Annotated in this window: 14 protein-coding genes; 4 read left to right on the top strand and 10 right to left on the bottom strand. The window is 45.8% G+C overall.

Annotated features, from left to right (window positions below; all coding sequences use genetic code 11):
• Positions 1-20: 20 nt before the first annotated feature.
• The 3 genes from CHH53_RS13475 to CHH53_RS13465 all read right to left on the bottom strand — a co-directional run bounded on the left by CHH53_RS13475 (position 21) and on the right by CHH53_RS13465 (position 3,093).
• Positions 21-824, bottom strand: a complete 804-nt coding sequence (locus tag CHH53_RS13475) for a carbohydrate ABC transporter permease (RefSeq protein WP_369819892.1) — start codon at positions 822-824, stop codon at positions 21-23.
• A 33-nt stretch (positions 825-857) separates the two neighbouring features.
• Complete coding sequence (locus CHH53_RS13470; protein ID WP_095216645.1) at positions 858-1,736, bottom strand: carbohydrate ABC transporter permease; 879 nt, start codon at positions 1,734-1,736, stop codon at positions 858-860.
• 67 nt (positions 1,737-1,803) lie between these two features.
• Positions 1,804-3,093, bottom strand: a complete 1,290-nt coding sequence (locus tag CHH53_RS13465) for an extracellular solute-binding protein (protein ID WP_095216644.1) — start codon at positions 3,091-3,093, stop codon at positions 1,804-1,806.
• A gap of 144 nt (positions 3,094-3,237) precedes the next feature.
• Between CHH53_RS13465 and CHH53_RS13460 the strand changes: the two genes are divergently transcribed.
• Entirely contained in the window at positions 3,238-4,422 is a 1,185-nt protein-coding gene (locus CHH53_RS13460) for an ROK family protein (protein ID WP_095216643.1), read from the top strand.
• Between the two features lie 35 nt (positions 4,423-4,457).
• Positions 4,458-6,101, top strand: a complete 1,644-nt coding sequence (locus tag CHH53_RS13455; RefSeq protein ID WP_095216642.1) for a glycoside hydrolase family 43 protein — start codon at positions 4,458-4,460, stop codon at positions 6,099-6,101.
• 71 nt (positions 6,102-6,172) lie between these two features.
• Here the strand turns inward: CHH53_RS13455 and hisIE are convergent, their stop codons facing one another.
• From hisIE to CHH53_RS13420, 7 genes are read right to left on the bottom strand one after another with little or no spacing between them, the layout of a single operon-like run.
• Positions 6,173-6,823, bottom strand: a complete 651-nt coding sequence (gene hisIE / locus CHH53_RS13450; protein ID WP_095216641.1) for a bifunctional phosphoribosyl-AMP cyclohydrolase/phosphoribosyl-ATP diphosphatase HisIE — start codon at positions 6,821-6,823, stop codon at positions 6,173-6,175.
• Complete coding sequence (hisF, locus tag CHH53_RS13445) at positions 6,813-7,571, bottom strand: imidazole glycerol phosphate synthase subunit HisF (RefSeq protein ID WP_095216640.1); 759 nt, start codon at positions 7,569-7,571, stop codon at positions 6,813-6,815. Before hisF ends, hisIE begins: the two co-directional genes overlap by 11 nt.
• Entirely contained in the window at positions 7,568-8,191 is a 624-nt protein-coding gene (gene hisH / locus CHH53_RS13440; protein ID WP_095216639.1) for an imidazole glycerol phosphate synthase subunit HisH, read from the bottom strand. The genes hisF and hisH overlap by 4 nt, the downstream gene beginning before the upstream one ends.
• Positions 8,188-8,775 carry an imidazoleglycerol-phosphate dehydratase HisB gene (gene hisB / locus CHH53_RS13435; RefSeq protein WP_095216638.1) on the bottom strand — a complete coding sequence of 196 codons (588 nt, stop codon included), beginning with the start codon at positions 8,773-8,775 and terminating at the stop codon, positions 8,188-8,190. Before hisB ends, hisH begins: the two co-directional genes overlap by 4 nt.
• Before the next feature lie 17 nt (positions 8,776-8,792).
• Positions 8,793-10,067, bottom strand: a complete 1,275-nt coding sequence (hisD, locus tag CHH53_RS13430; RefSeq protein ID WP_095216637.1) for a histidinol dehydrogenase — start codon at positions 10,065-10,067, stop codon at positions 8,793-8,795.
• Positions 10,064-10,684 (bottom strand): ATP phosphoribosyltransferase, encoded by a 621-nt coding sequence (gene hisG, locus CHH53_RS13425; RefSeq protein ID WP_095216636.1) that lies wholly within the window; start codon positions 10,682-10,684, stop codon positions 10,064-10,066. The genes hisD and hisG overlap by 4 nt, the downstream gene beginning before the upstream one ends.
• On the bottom strand, positions 10,681-11,799 hold the full coding sequence (locus CHH53_RS13420) for an ATP phosphoribosyltransferase regulatory subunit (RefSeq protein ID WP_095216635.1): 1,119 nt from the start codon (positions 11,797-11,799) through the stop codon (positions 10,681-10,683). The genes hisG and CHH53_RS13420 overlap by 4 nt, the downstream gene beginning before the upstream one ends.
• 120 nt (positions 11,800-11,919) lie before the next feature.
• Between CHH53_RS13420 and hisJ the strand changes: the two genes are divergently transcribed.
• Together hisJ and abnA are read left to right on the top strand one after the other, a co-directional pair.
• Positions 11,920-12,747 (top strand): histidinol-phosphatase HisJ, encoded by an 828-nt coding sequence (gene hisJ, locus CHH53_RS13415; protein ID WP_095216634.1) that lies wholly within the window; start codon positions 11,920-11,922, stop codon positions 12,745-12,747.
• Positions 12,748-12,991: 244 nt separating this feature from the next.
• Positions 12,992-13,960, top strand: coding sequence for an arabinan endo-1,5-alpha-L-arabinosidase AbnA (gene abnA, locus CHH53_RS13410; protein ID WP_369819891.1), 969 nt, complete (start codon positions 12,992-12,994; stop codon positions 13,958-13,960).
• Positions 13,961-14,155: the final 195 nt, after the last annotated feature.

Raw genomic sequence — 14,155 nt, 5'->3', positions numbered from 1 at the left:
GTCCCAGCCTCTTTGGCTTTTTAACCTTTGACTGCACTGGAGGAAATACCTTCCACCACTTTATTGCTGAAAAACAGGAAGGCCAGCAATATAGGCAGCATACTGATGATCAGAGTTGCCCCGATTGCCCCCCAATCCGTCATATACTGTCCAATGAAATTTTGTATCCCGACTGTCAGTGTTTTGTATTCATCCGAACTTATAAAGGTATTCACAAAAACAAATTCATTCCAGTTATAAATCATGTTGATGATCACTGTGGTGGACAATACCGGAACAGTCATCGGAAGGATGATCCTGAAAAAAATCCTATGAACCGAACAGCCATCCATAATGGCTGCCTCTTCTATTTCGCGAGGCAATGCATAGTAGAATCCCAACAAAATCATCAAGGTGATCGGTAAATTATAAGCTGTATACGTGATGACGATCGACCAAGGATTATCTATCATATCCACTTTCAAAAACATGTTGAACAAAGGGATGATGGAAGAATGTATAGGAATCATCAATCCCACCATGAATAGCCCAAGCACCGGTTTGCTTAACTTCCATTTCATCCTGGTAATTGCAAATGCGGCCATACTTGCCAACAAAACGGTAAAGATGATGGCTACTCCTGTAATCCAGACACTATTCCAGAAATAACCTCCTATACCGCTATCCCATACCTTCATATAATTTTCCCATCTAAATGCAGTTGGCAGGGCGAATGGGGATTCCGAAAAGATCTCCTGATTATTTTTCAAGGAAAAAAGAAACAGCCATAAAATCGGGAATATCTGCAACACAGCCACTGCAGCCAAACATACATAAAGAAGCATGTAGCTTACTTTTTTCAAGGGAACGACCTCCTTTTAATATTGCAATTCCTCTTTGGAAGCTGTGACTTTTCGTATAATGACGGTAACAATCAGTGTGATGAGCAATAACAAGAAACCAATGGCACTGCCATATCCAAAGTCATTACTGGAGAATGCTAACTTGTACATATAGGATGCCATCACTTCACTGGCACCATTAGGTCCGCCGCCAGTCATGACATAAATCAAGTCAAAGTACTTCAATGAGCCTACGACCGCCAGGACAATCGTCACTTTCACAACCCCCATGATCAAAGGCAGTTTGATCCTGTACGCAATCTGCAATGGTGTTGCTCCATCTATTCTGGCAGCCTCGACTATCGACTCGGGGATATTTTTCAAGGCAGCATAATAGATCAATATATAAAAGCCTGCATATTGCCAAAGAATCGGAATGAAGATGGCATATAGGACTACAGTCGGTTCTGCAAGCCAAGCGGGCGGGTTTTCCACCCCAACTAAAGCTAACATGCTATTTAAAATTCCATTGGAAGGATGAAAGACTTTGATCCATAGTTGGGCAATTGCCACCGATGATAACAACATTGGAATCAAGTATATTTTCCGTAGTAGATTGGATCCTTTAATCTTAGATGCCAGAACTAACGATATTGCCAAATACGCAATCAGACTCACAGTGGAAAATAATGCAAGCAAGAATGAATGCAAAGCGCTTTCCCAAAATAGTCCATCCTGGATGGCGTTGAAGTAGTTTTCCATACCGATGTACTTCATGGCACCGATACCATCCCAGTCCATCAAGCCATAGTATCCAGACAGCAGCAAAGGAATGAAGATGAATATGCTGATGAGTAAAAAAGCCGGGAGAATATACAATCCGATTATCCATTTATTGGACATCACTTTATCCATTGGGATCAACTCCTTTTTTATGAATGAAGGGCAATCCAGCTATAGGTTTGCCCTTCACTACCGCTGATTATTTTGAGAGAGCCGCTTCATGTTTTTCGGCGAATTCTTCTGGCGTCACCTCTTTTCCGAATAAGGACTGGATCATATCCAAGTGAACCTGGGCCACATCCGCACTCATTTGAACGTCAGCAAATAAGGTGATATTGCTGGCATTGTTCAAGTCATCCAGTACATCTACATACATTTTGGGAAGATCCAGTGAGGCAGCATCCACTTTTGTAGCTGGAATGACCCCTGCTTCCGTAACCGACTTTTTGCCCCATTCTTGTACAAAAAAAGATACGAATTCTTTTGCCTCTTCTTTTACATCCGAATCCTCTGCGACAAACAAACCGACTCCAGGTCCCCCCACATAACTGCTCATATCCCCCTTCCCATCAACTGTCGGGAAAGGAAAATAACCTACGGAATCCCTGAACTCCTGGAGGACATCTTCATTGGTCGTATAATTGGGAAGATCCCATGTCGCGATCAGATACATGGCTGCCTGTTCATTCATAAACATACTTTTTGCTTCCTCATCCGAAAGTCCATTGAATCCTTTCACAAATGCATCCATATCCACCATGTTCTGAACTTCTTCAGCAGCAGAAACCAGAGCAGGATCCTTGAAGGAACCAGAACCGCTGATTGCGTTTGTCAACGCATCCCCTCCGCCGATCCTATCAGCGAAATACATATACCATAAAGATCCTGTCCAGCGATCTTTATTACCCAATGCAATTGGAGCCACACCATTTTCGGACAGTGTTTTAACGACATCCTGAAATTCTTCGTATGTCTTTGGTACTTCCAAACCATTCTCTTCAAAAATCTTCTTATTATAGAATATTGAGGCAACATTCAATTCAAGCGGTAATCCATACGTACTCCCGTCAATCGCATAAGCTTCTGGTATCCCCGACACAAAACTGTCTTTTAAATCCCCTTCCAGCACATCATCCAACGGAGCAAATTTTTCACCTTCCACATATGGCTCCAAATAACCCGCAGCCCATGTCATACCTACATCGGGCAGTTCATTGGAAGTAGACAACACCTTGATTTTATCCTTGTATTGCTCGTTACTCATCACTTCCAGCTTTACCTTTACGTCTGGATTTTCCGCTTCAAAATCCGCAACGATATCTTGCACGATTTCATTATGCTGCTTCGAACTCCCTTCAGGCCATAGATGCATAAACTCAATTGTTTTACCATCCGAACCAGATACATCATCCGAACCGGAACATCCACTGATCAACAGCAACGAGGAAATAACAGCAAAGAAAATTGTAACCGCTTTCTTTTTACTCAATTCATATTCCTCCCCATTATGCTTTTTTTGTAATGGTCTTGTTACTGGAATAAGTTTACCATCGGGAACAATGTTTGTCTAGTGGATAAACTAAGTTTATCATGGTAAAATGGAAATATTCAAACATTAGAATGGAGCTTTTTCATGAAATCATCCCAAACCTTCAATCAGCATGTTGTAAAAAAAGGAAACAAATCATTGGTTTTACAAACCATACAAGAGCAGATGCCTATATCAAGGGCAGATATCGCAGCTGAAACAGGTCTGAATAAAGGAACTGTATCTTCCCAAGTAAGTGAGCTTCTGGAGGAGAATTTAATCCTGGAATCCGGGCCGGGAGTTTCAAGCGGCGGAAGACGTCCCGTAATGCTTCTATTCAATCACATTGCAGGATACTCCATCGGAATTGATATCGGGGTGAATTACATTCTTGGTATTCTTACGGATTTGCAAGGGAATATCAAGAATGAAAAAATCATTTCTTTCAACGATCTATCCTATGAGGAAATCCTCGGGGAACTATATGCTTCGATTGACTCCCTCCTCCTTTCCATGCCCCCAAGTCCCTATGGACTGGTTGGAATCGGCGTCGGTGTACCAGGAACAGTCAATACAGAAGGTGAAATCTTGCTCGCTCCGAACTTGAATTGGCGAAATATCAATCTGAAGGGTGTGCTGGAGGAAAAATATAAAGTACCGGTGCTGATCGAAAATGAGGCAAACGCAGGAGCTTATGGGGAAAAGCAATTCGGTGCCGGAAAATCTTCCAATAATTTAGTATATGTCAGTGTGGGCATCGGGATTGGTGTCGGCCTCATCCTGAACGGTGAACTCTATAAAGGGCAAAATGGATTCTCGGGGGAGCTTGGACATATGAGCATCGAAACGAATGGTCCATTGTGCCGCTGCGGCAACCATGGGTGCTGGGAACTGTATGCCTCGGAAAAAGCATTGATAAATAGAGCGATTGCATCCGGAATCACATCGGTAAATGGAGATAGGATCTCCCTCGAAGAGCTTAACGACCTTGCTGAAGGAGGTGATCAGCATGCTGTAGAAGTATTTGACAAAATCGGAAGTTATCTTGCAATTGGGATCAACAATATTATCAATATTTTCAATCCAGAAAAAATCATCATCGGCAACCGTCTCGCCTCTTCTGCTAAATGGTTAAGCGAATCCATTGAAATGAAAAAGGCACAGACGCTGCGCACGCATCAGGAAGATTTAAAGATTGATTTCTCTGAGCTATCTCGTTATTCAGCTGCCTTGGGTGCTGCTGCTTATGCCAACGAAAACTTCCTGGCTATCGATATCCAGGATGTTTAATTGTTCCGTATTCCTAGAAAAGAGAGGTTATTCAAATGACAATCATTCAAAATCCCATTCTCACAGGGTTTAATCCGGATCCAAGTATTTGTCGCTCAGGAGAAGATTATTATATTGCTGTATCCACTTTCGAATGGTTTCCGGGAGTGGGCATTTATCACTCGAAAGATTTGAAAAATTGGCGTTTGGCATCAAGGCCCCTTAGTCGTATAAGCCAATTGAATATGATGGGTAATCCTGATTCCGGAGGCGTTTGGGCTCCTGCCTTATCCTTTCATGACAATAAGTTCTGGCTCATCTATACCGATGTCAAAGTAGTCGATGGCCAATGGAAGGATTGCCATAATTACTTGGTTACCTGCGATACCATAGATGGTGATTGGTCTGAACCGATATACTTGAACAGTTCTGGATTCGACCCTTCTTTGTTCCATGACGACGACGGTAAAAAATATCTTGTAAACATGGTTTGGGATCAACGAGTCGATCATCATAATTTTTATGGCATCGCTCTGCAGGAATACAATGTTTTGGAAGAAAAACTTGTAGGCAAACGAGAAATCATCTTCAAAGGTACAGAGGTGAAATTAACCGAAGCTCCGCACCTATATAAAATGAACGGATATTATTATCTTTTGACAGCCGAGGGGGGAACCAAATACGACCATCAAGCAACTATTGCACGGTCTGAAAATTTGCACGGGCCATATGAAGTTCATCCGGAAAATCCTTTGATCACTTCTTTTCCGTATCCTAAAAATCCGCTGCAGAAAGCTGGGCACGCATCCATTGTTCAAACACATACCAATGAGTGGTTTCTGGTTCACTTGACGGGCCGACCTTTGTCACAACCAGACAAACCCTTGCTGGACCCGCGCGGATATTGTCCGCTTGGCCGTGAAACCGCGATTCAACGCTTGGAGTGGAAAAATGATTGGCCTTATGTTACAGGAGGCAATCAACCTTCCCTAAAAATAGAAGGTCCAACCATCCAAGAGGTGAAATGGGAACGTGATTATGAGGTAAAAGACGATTTTGATTCCGATTCGCTGAATCTTCACTTCCAATCACTGCGAATACCCTTAAACGATAAGATTGCCAATCTTAAAGATAACCCTGGTCATCTAAGGCTCTACGGGAGAGAATCGCTTACTTCTAAATTCACACAGGCCTTTGTTGCAAGAAGGTGGCAGCATTTTCACTTTACAGCTGAAACAAAAGTATCTTATCATCCGACCAATTTTCAGCAGGCTGCTGGGCTGGTGAACTATTATAATACCCAAAATTGGTCTGCCTTGCAGGTTACATGGGATGAAGATAAAGGAAGGATACTTGATTTGACCATATGTGATAACTTTGTTTTTCAGCAGCCTCTCCGAGATAAACAAATCATTATTCCTGAAGAAGTGGAATACATTTATTTGCGCTGTAATGTAAACGCTAACACATACACTTATCATTACTCCTTTGATGGGGAAAAGTGGGGAACACTCCCGATTACACTCCCTTCCCATAAACTATCGGATGATTATATCCATGGCGGCGGCTTCTTTACAGGCGCATTTATCGGGATGCAATGCCAGGATACATCAGGTCAGCAGCTGCATGCTGATTTTGATTATTTTATCTACAATGCTGAAGATGGTACCGAGTCCGACCTCTCTCTAACTCAAAGCTGATCGAGCATCGTATCTTTGCAACTCGATGTAGTCATGGATGGATATATAGCAACACAATAGGAAAAAGAGCGTCACCACTCCTCAATCGGCGGACGCTCTCCTTTATTATTGCCTTTCTTTTGAAAACGGCGGGCCAGCTCTGCCTCCACTTCCTGCAGGCTGACACCTTGATTGGCCAGCAGGACGAAGCTGTGATACAGCAGGTCGCTCACTTCATTTATCAGTTCCTCCTGATCATCATTTTTGGCAGCAATGACGACTTCCCCTGCCTCTTCAATCACTTTCTTGCCTATTTTATCGACACCCTTCTCATAAAGGTAGTTTGTATAGGAATTTTCGACTGGATTCTTTTTCCGGTCTTCAGCTTCATCCATGACAGTATGGAAGATATTCGTTTCTGTCATCGTTTCTCCATTTATTGGTGTTTCGTTGAAGAAACAGCTCACCTCACCCGTGTGACAGGCTGGTCCCTGCGGAATGACACTGATCAGGATCGTGTCATTATCACAATCCAATTTCATATCGACGACTTGCTGGGTGTTGCCGGAGGTCGCCCCTTTATTCCAAAACTCCTCACGCGATCGGGAATAGAACCATGTTTCTTTTGTTTCCAGTGTCCTTTCATAGGCTTCTGCGTTCATATAGGCTAGCATGAGCACTTGCTTGGTCCGACTGTCCTGCACGATGGCAGGGACAAGTCCTTTGGTGAAATCAGGCTTCACGAATTCGAACTCCTTCCTGTCGGCAGCTTTGTTTCACTTCTTCGATGCTGAAGGTTTTATCATGGAAAATCGATGCTGCAAGTGCAGCTGAAACATCTGTTTCCTGGAATACTTCGGTTATATGCTCGGGGCTGCCGCAGCCTCCGGAAGCAATCACCGGTATGCGGACTTGATCGACGATTGCTTTGGTGAGGGGCAGGTCGTATCCGGTTTTCACACCATCGGCATCCATGCTTGTCAGCAGGATCTCCCCTGCTCCCCTTGCTTGGGCTTCTTTTGCCCATTCGATGGCATCGATCCCGGTATCCTTACGGCCGCCATGCGTGACGACATGCCAGCCATCATCAAAGCGCTTCGCGTCGATGGCAGCGACGATGCACTGGGAACCGAATTTCTGTGCTCCCATCGTGATAAGTTCCGGATCAGCAACAGCCGCTGAATTGATGGCTACTTTGTCTGCCCCTGCCTGCAGCATGGTAGTCATGTCATCCAGCGAGCGCACACCGCCGCCGACTGTGAAAGGCACGAACACATGTAATGCCGTCTGGCGCACGATATCCATCATCGTTGCCCGTCCTTCATGCGTTGCCGAGATATCAAGGAAGACAATCTCATCGGCCCCGCTTTTTGAATAAGCAGCGGCCATCGCGACTGGATCACCGAGCTCGCGCAGGGAAACGAAGTTCGTCCCCTTCACGACAGTGCCATCCTTTACATCAAGGCATGGAATGATGCGTTTTGCGATCATTTGCTTCCCTCCTTTCCAATGGCCTGCTGACTGCTTTCAAACACACTTTGCAATAGCAGCTGGCCGGCTTTTTCACTTTTTTCCGGATGGAACTGAATCCCGCAAATATTATTCTTCTGCACGATGGCAGGTATGTTTGTACCATACTCCGTGCTGGCGACGATATGATCTTCTGGTGTGTACGCCTGGTAGCTGTGGACAAAATAAACATGCTTGCCGTCATGCTCCGCATAAGCAGGAAAACTCTCGCTTACTTTCAAAGCATTCCAGCCGATATGAGGAAGCAGATGGCTCGTTTCGATTTTATCGATCGTTCCCGGGATGAGACCCAGCCCTGCTGTTTCCCCATGTTCAAAACCTTTCTCGAATAATAGCTGCATGCCGACACAGATACCGATGAACGGTTTACGTGCAGCAAGATCAAGAAGCAGCTCGCTTAAGCTGCGTCTTTTGATTTCTTCCATAGCGGCGCGGAATGAACCGACGCCTGGCAGGATGATATGCGTCGCTTGCTCGAATTGCTCTTTTTCACCAGTCAGGATCGTTTCATAACCCAGCTGTTTGCAGGCATTGGCAACGCTCGCAACATTGCCGACGCCGTAATCGACGATTGCGATCATTCGATCATCCCTTTCGTGCTGTTGACTCCTTTGATATCCGGATTTATTTTTATGGCAATCGCAAGTGCCTGGCCAAGGGCCTTGAACAGGGACTCTGCTTTATGATGCGTATTGGAGCCATAATGCACCTTGGCATGCAGTGTAATACCTGCATGAACGGAGAAAGCCTGGAAGAATTCGCGTACCAGCTCTGTATCGAAGTTCCCCAGTTTCGGATTCTCGAACGCTGCATCAAACACAAGGAAGGGACGCCCGCTGATATCCAGGGCCACAAAGCCCAATGTTTCATCCATCGGTACAAAAGCATGACCGTATCGGTTGATCCCTTCCTTCGAACCGAGCGCTTCTTTGACCAGCTGACCGAGTACGATACCGGTATCCTCCACAGTATGGTGGCTATCGATATGCAAGTCTCCCTTCGCTTCGGTCACGAGGCCGATTCTCGCATGGCTTGCGAACAGTGTCAGCATATGATCGAAGAAACCTACTCCTGTATTGATTTCGATATTGCTGTGATCGTCCAGATTCACCTGCATATCGATGTCTGTTTCGAATGTTTTACGAGTTTTTTCTGCTTTGCGCATGATTGCATCCCCCTGTCTCATTTAAACCGGATATTGATCGATTCCCCATGGCCTGTCAGCTGTTCCTCTTCTGTCAGCTGAGTGACAGCCGTCCTGGCTTTCTGCAACGCTTGTTTTTCATAGAACGTATATGTTGTTTTCTTGATAAAATCATCCACACTGAGCCCGGACGAGAATCTGGCTGTGCCGTTTGTCGGCAGAACATGATTCGTCCCCCCGTAATAGTCTCCAAGTGCTGTCGGAGCATAAGCACCAAGAAAGACAGAACCAGCGTGTTTGATTTTCCCTAAGGATGATAGCGGATCGGCTGTCTGGATTTCCAAATGTTCCGGAGCGAATGCATTGGATAACTCAAAGCTTTCTGTCACTGATTCTGTCAGGACCAGAGCACTCTTCCCACTGATTGCAGCGCTTGCTATCGCTTTACGAGGCAGCTTTTCCAACTGCGCTTCGAGCTCCCTTTCCACTGATTCAATCAGCGTCCTGCTGTGTGTCAACAGGACCACTCTTGCATTTTCATCATGCTCTGCCTGAGCCAGTAAATCAGCGGCGATGTAGGCAGGGTCGGCTGTTTCATCCGCGATGATGGCCACTTCAGATGGTCCTGCAATCATATCGATCCCTACCTGGCCAAAGACAAGCATTTTTGCTGCCGCAACATAGGCATTGCCTGGTCCGACAATTTTATCGACCGGTGCGATGGTTTCCGTCCCGTACGCCAATGCGCCGATGGCCTGGGCACCGCCAATCTTATAGATCTTATCCACCCCGGCTATTTCAGCTGCTGCCACCAAGACCGGTGCAATGTCCCCGTTTTCCTTTACCGGTGTGACCATGATGATTTCCTTCACACCGGCCAATCGTGCCGGGATGCTATTCATCAGGATCGTCGATGGGTATACCGCTTTGCCGCCAGGCACATAAATGCCGATCCGTTCCATCGGCAGGACGAGCTGACCAAGCTGTCTGCCGTCTTCAGCCAGCATGATTCGGGACGGGCTGACTTGCTTTTCATGGAAAGCGCGGATATTGGCAGCTGCTTCCTCTAAAGCCATCAATGTTTCAGGTGCCACTTTTGCTTTCGCTTCTTGCATCTCGGTTTCTGAAACAAGCAGCTGTTCCGCTGTCGAGCCATCGAATCGTTCGGTATATTTACGGACGGCTTGATCACCCTCCGCCTGCACATCCTTTAAAATGTCCGATACAGCTTGAAGCACATCCGGATCAAAGCCGCTATCTGCTTTTCGGGTGCAAAACTGCTCCAAAAATCGTCTTCTTGTCAGCTTTTTCATGCTTGTGCCACCTCTTCCTGCAAAGCAGCAAGGTATGGCTGAAGAATATTCCGCTTCATTTTAAGCGAGGATCGATTGGCAATGACTCTGGCAGTGAAATGCTGGATATCTTCGATCACTTCTAAGCCATTCTCCTTCAAGGTTGTGCCCGTCTCGACGATATCGACGATCGCATCTGCCAATCCAAGCAGCGGCGCCAATTCCACAGATCCCTCCAGTTTGATGATGTCGACCGATTCCCCTTTATCGAGATAATATTGCTTCGTGATATTGGTATATTTGCTGGCAATTCGTTTCTTCCGATCCGGCCAGACCTTCCCCTTTTCCGCAGCCACTGCCATCTTGCAAGCCCCAAATGGCAGCGGGAAGAGATTAAAAACATCCGGCTGGAACTCTGCGATGATATCCTCCCCTACGATACCAAGGTCGGCAATGCCATGCTGTACGTAGGTTGTCACGTCCACACCTTTTGCAAAAAAATAAACAGCTTCCTCTGTTTCGACGCTCAACTTGCGTCCCTTTTCCACCAAAGGTGTACTATCGATGCCCCGTTTCTCCAAAAAGCCAAGGAATTGCTTCTCGACACGACCCTTTGTCAATGCGATGACTGGCTTCATTCTTCGATCACCTCATATCCTTCCCCGCGTTGTATCACTCGATAAACACGATCAAAATCCCCTGCTTTCGCTTCCGTCCTGACATCGACTACTGCATCCGGGTATTGATGGCGCAATGCTTCGGCAGCGATAAGCCCTTGTTCATCGGTCAGCAAGCAAATGCGTTCTTTCGCTTGTGGTGCCGGCAGTACAGCAGCAAGTACATCCATATCGAAAGCCAACCCGACTGCACTCATCCTGCCGCCGAATTGTTCATACAATTCATCATATCTGCCGCCGGAGAAGCATTCAGCTCCGCTTTCTGCAAGGAACCCCCTGAACATCGCGCCATTGTAATAAGGAAGCTGTTTGACGCGCCCAAGGTCGACGATGACATCCTGTCCCAGCTCTTCAAGGGCAGAAGCAAGCTGCTGCAGCTCTTGAATGACAGGGAATAATTTAACATCATTTTTCCATGCTTGTGCAAAAGCATCCAAAATGGCTGTCCCGCCGAATGCGTCTGTCAATGCAGCCACTGACTCAGCTGTCTCTTCATTCCCTGTTTCTTTGATGAGGCGGTATACTTCATCCTTCCGCTTATCATGCATTGCCTGCCTGACCTGGGAAGCTGTCACTTCATCGAGTTCCAAGGAAGAAATGAAGGTTTCGAAGATTTCCGTATGTCCCAGTTCGATGCTGTACTGTTCCACTCCAAGCTCCCTGAGAAAGCGGACAGCCGTGAACAGACTTTCATATTCCCCATACAGCCCCGGTGTGCGGATGATTTCGATGCCTGCCTGATGGCTTTCCACACCCGTGTGGTCCTTCTTGAATACAGATCCGGCATAAGCCCATTTCTGCTGATCCGACTGCTGATTGGCAAGGGCCCTGGCAACAGCGATCGTCCAATCCGGACGCAATACTTCGATTTCCCCTTCCTCATCGAACCATTTGAGCATCTTTTTAAGTGTCATACCCGCATACGGATTGGTAAAAGTCGTGCTATACTCAATGACAGGTGTTTCAATCGATTGATAATTCCGTAAATTAACGATAGACTGGAACTTTTCGTATATAGCTACACGATTGACAAGCTGTCGACCGGTCAAATCGCGGCTTCCTGCTGGTAAGAACATCTATAAGCCCCCGATTCTTTCTTTATCATTCTACCACTTTACCATGATAAAGGATTTCTGTTGATTTGAATGTATCATAATGAGATACTAACGTCAACACAAAAAGAAAGGAGCAAGCAAATGATCGGCGATTTTCATGTACATACCCAATACTGCCAGCACGGCGCAGATGATAAAATGGAGGACTATGTCCTGCAGGCAATCGAAAAAGGAATCAGCCACCTCTCCTTTACGGAACACGCTCCCCTTCCGGAAAACTTCAAAGATCCTGCCCCCAAGCGCGACAGCGCGATGGACAGGGACAAGGTCGAGACTTATTTGAAGGAAGGAAAAGCGCTGCAAAAACAATATGAAAAAGACATACAAATCAATATTGGCTTTGAAGTCGATTTTATCCGTGGCTTTGAACAGGAAACCGAGCAATTCCTTGATATGTATGGGCCGGAAATGGATGATGGCATCCTATCTGTGCATATGCTGCAGGCGCCGGATGATTCCTGGTTCTGCATTGACTACAGTAAAGAAGAATTTGGTCGTGCAGCGCGTGCATTCGGCGGACTTACACCATTATATAAAGCCTATTATACTAGTTTGCTAGCATCCATCGAAGCAGATCTCGGCCGCTTCAAGCCAAAACGGATCGGGCACATCACTTTGATACAAAAATTCCAGCTCGCTTACCCCAAGCCAGCTGACTTCTCCAAGGAACAGCAGCATATCCTGGAAATCACAAAGAGAAAAGGATATAAACTCGATGTGAATACAGCCGGTCTTTTTAAGCCTTTATGTAAGGAGATTTATCCTCCAGCCGAGCTCCTGGAACATGCTGCCGAGCTCGGCATCCCGCTGGTTCCTGGTTCTGACAGCCATGAAGCGATTGGTATTGCGAAAGGTTTCGACCGAATATCAGCTTTTTCTCTTCATCTTCCGCAAGAATTGAATAAGTAAGTATGGAAAAACAGCTGTGCACGGGATGTCTTATGCGCAGCTGTTTTCGAATTTCGTTACGTACCAGACACAGCTGTACCCTTCTTCCCCTTTCTTGAATCCTGGTATCGTTTTAAACTGAGTATTCAAGATTTCTTCCCACTGCAGCCCCATAAAGAAAAGATCTCTTTTTTGTTGTAAACGATTTCAAAAATGACTATAAATAAATTAAGCAATAACTAAATGAGAAGAGGAGGTCTTATGCGTGAAAAGTTTCAAAGCATTGGTTGGGAAGGTGTTTGGCTTATTTCTTATTTCTGTTTTGTTGTTTGCACCGAATGCATCGGCTAACTTCTGGGAGATATCAGGTGATACAATGCTGCATGATCCTTCACTCACGAAGGAAGGAAACGTGTGGTGGGCTTTTGGAACCGGGGAAGTGGATAAAAACGGAATTCGCGTCCTGCGTTCGGAGGATGGGAGACGTTGGGGCGCCACGCCGGTTATTTTTCCGCAGCCACTCCCTTGGTGGAAGCAGTACGTCCCGAATCATGCAAGCAATCAATGGGCGCCCGATGTCTCTTATTACAACGGCAGATACTGGGTATTTTATTCCGTCTCTTCATTTGGATCCAATACTTCCTTGATTGGCCTGACTTCCACAACCAGCATCCAATCCGGAAATTGGCGGGATGATGGACTTGTGATAAGGTCCACTCCAGCTAATGATTACAATGCAATCGACGGTGATCTGGTCATAGATGCAAATGGTGAGCCATGGCTGTCATTCGGCTCATTCTGGAGCGGGATCAAGCTCACAAAATTGGATAAGAATACTATGAAACCGACTGGTACGATCCATTCCATCGCAGCGCGTCCAAATGTTCCCAACAATCCGATTGAAGCACCAAATATTACGTACAGGAATGGGTACTATTATTTATTCGTTTCATTTGATCATTGCTGCCGAGGTGTGGACAGTGACTATAAGATCGCCGTTGGCCGATCCAAAAATATAACGGGTCCTTATGTTGATAAAAACGGCAGGAATATGCTTGATGGCGGCGGTACGATCTTTGATGCTGGCAATGAACGCTGGATCGGTCCGGGGCACCAGGATGTGTATGATAACAACGTCTTTGTCCGCCACGCCTACGATGCAGAAAATAATGGCATTCCACGGCTGCTGATCAACGATTTGTACTGGGATTCCAATGGATGGCCGCGATACTGACGGCAAGGCTGTAGGAGTCTTGTTTTATTGAATCCATTGAAGCAAAATCACCTATGCCCGACACTTATTGAACATGACCTTATCAGGTACTTAAATCTAGAGGCCCCTATATAAAAAACATTTCAATGGAATGTGTCCTATCCAATTATCAGGGAGGTATCAAAACCTTTGGCATCCATTGCCTCCCCCTTTTTC

The organism is Terribacillus sp. 7520-G (assembly GCF_002271665.1).
In the GTDB taxonomy this organism is placed as follows: domain Bacteria; phylum Bacillota; class Bacilli; order Bacillales; family Amphibacillaceae; genus Terribacillus.
Note: the sequence above shows the minus strand (reverse complement) of the source record. Positions and strands in the feature narration are given on the sequence as shown.

Coding starts and splice junctions, on each gene's coding strand:
- CHH53_RS13475 (WP_369819892.1), bottom strand. CDS start 824: ATGCTTCTTTATGTATGTTTGGCTGCAGTGGCTGTGTTGCAGATATTC.
- CHH53_RS13470 (WP_095216645.1), bottom strand. CDS start 1,736: ATGGATAAAGTGATGTCCAATAAATGGATAATCGGATTGTATATTCTC.
- CHH53_RS13460 (WP_095216643.1), top strand. CDS start 3,238: ATGAAATCATCCCAAACCTTCAATCAGCATGTTGTAAAAAAAGGAAAC.
- CHH53_RS13455 (WP_095216642.1), top strand. CDS start 4,458: ATGACAATCATTCAAAATCCCATTCTCACAGGGTTTAATCCGGATCCA.
- hisF (WP_095216640.1), bottom strand. CDS start 7,571: ATGATCGCAAAACGCATCATTCCATGCCTTGATGTAAAGGATGGCACT.
- hisH (WP_095216639.1), bottom strand. CDS start 8,191: ATGATCGCAATCGTCGATTACGGCGTCGGCAATGTTGCGAGCGTTGCC.
- hisB (WP_095216638.1), bottom strand. CDS start 8,775: ATGCGCAAAGCAGAAAAAACTCGTAAAACATTCGAAACAGACATCGAT.
- hisD (WP_095216637.1), bottom strand. CDS start 10,067: ATGAAAAAGCTGACAAGAAGACGATTTTTGGAGCAGTTTTGCACCCGA.
- hisG (WP_095216636.1), bottom strand. CDS start 10,684: ATGAAGCCAGTCATCGCATTGACAAAGGGTCGTGTCGAGAAGCAATTC.
- CHH53_RS13420 (WP_095216635.1), bottom strand. CDS start 11,799: ATGTTCTTACCAGCAGGAAGCCGCGATTTGACCGGTCGACAGCTTGTC.
- hisJ (WP_095216634.1), top strand. CDS start 11,920: ATGATCGGCGATTTTCATGTACATACCCAATACTGCCAGCACGGCGCA.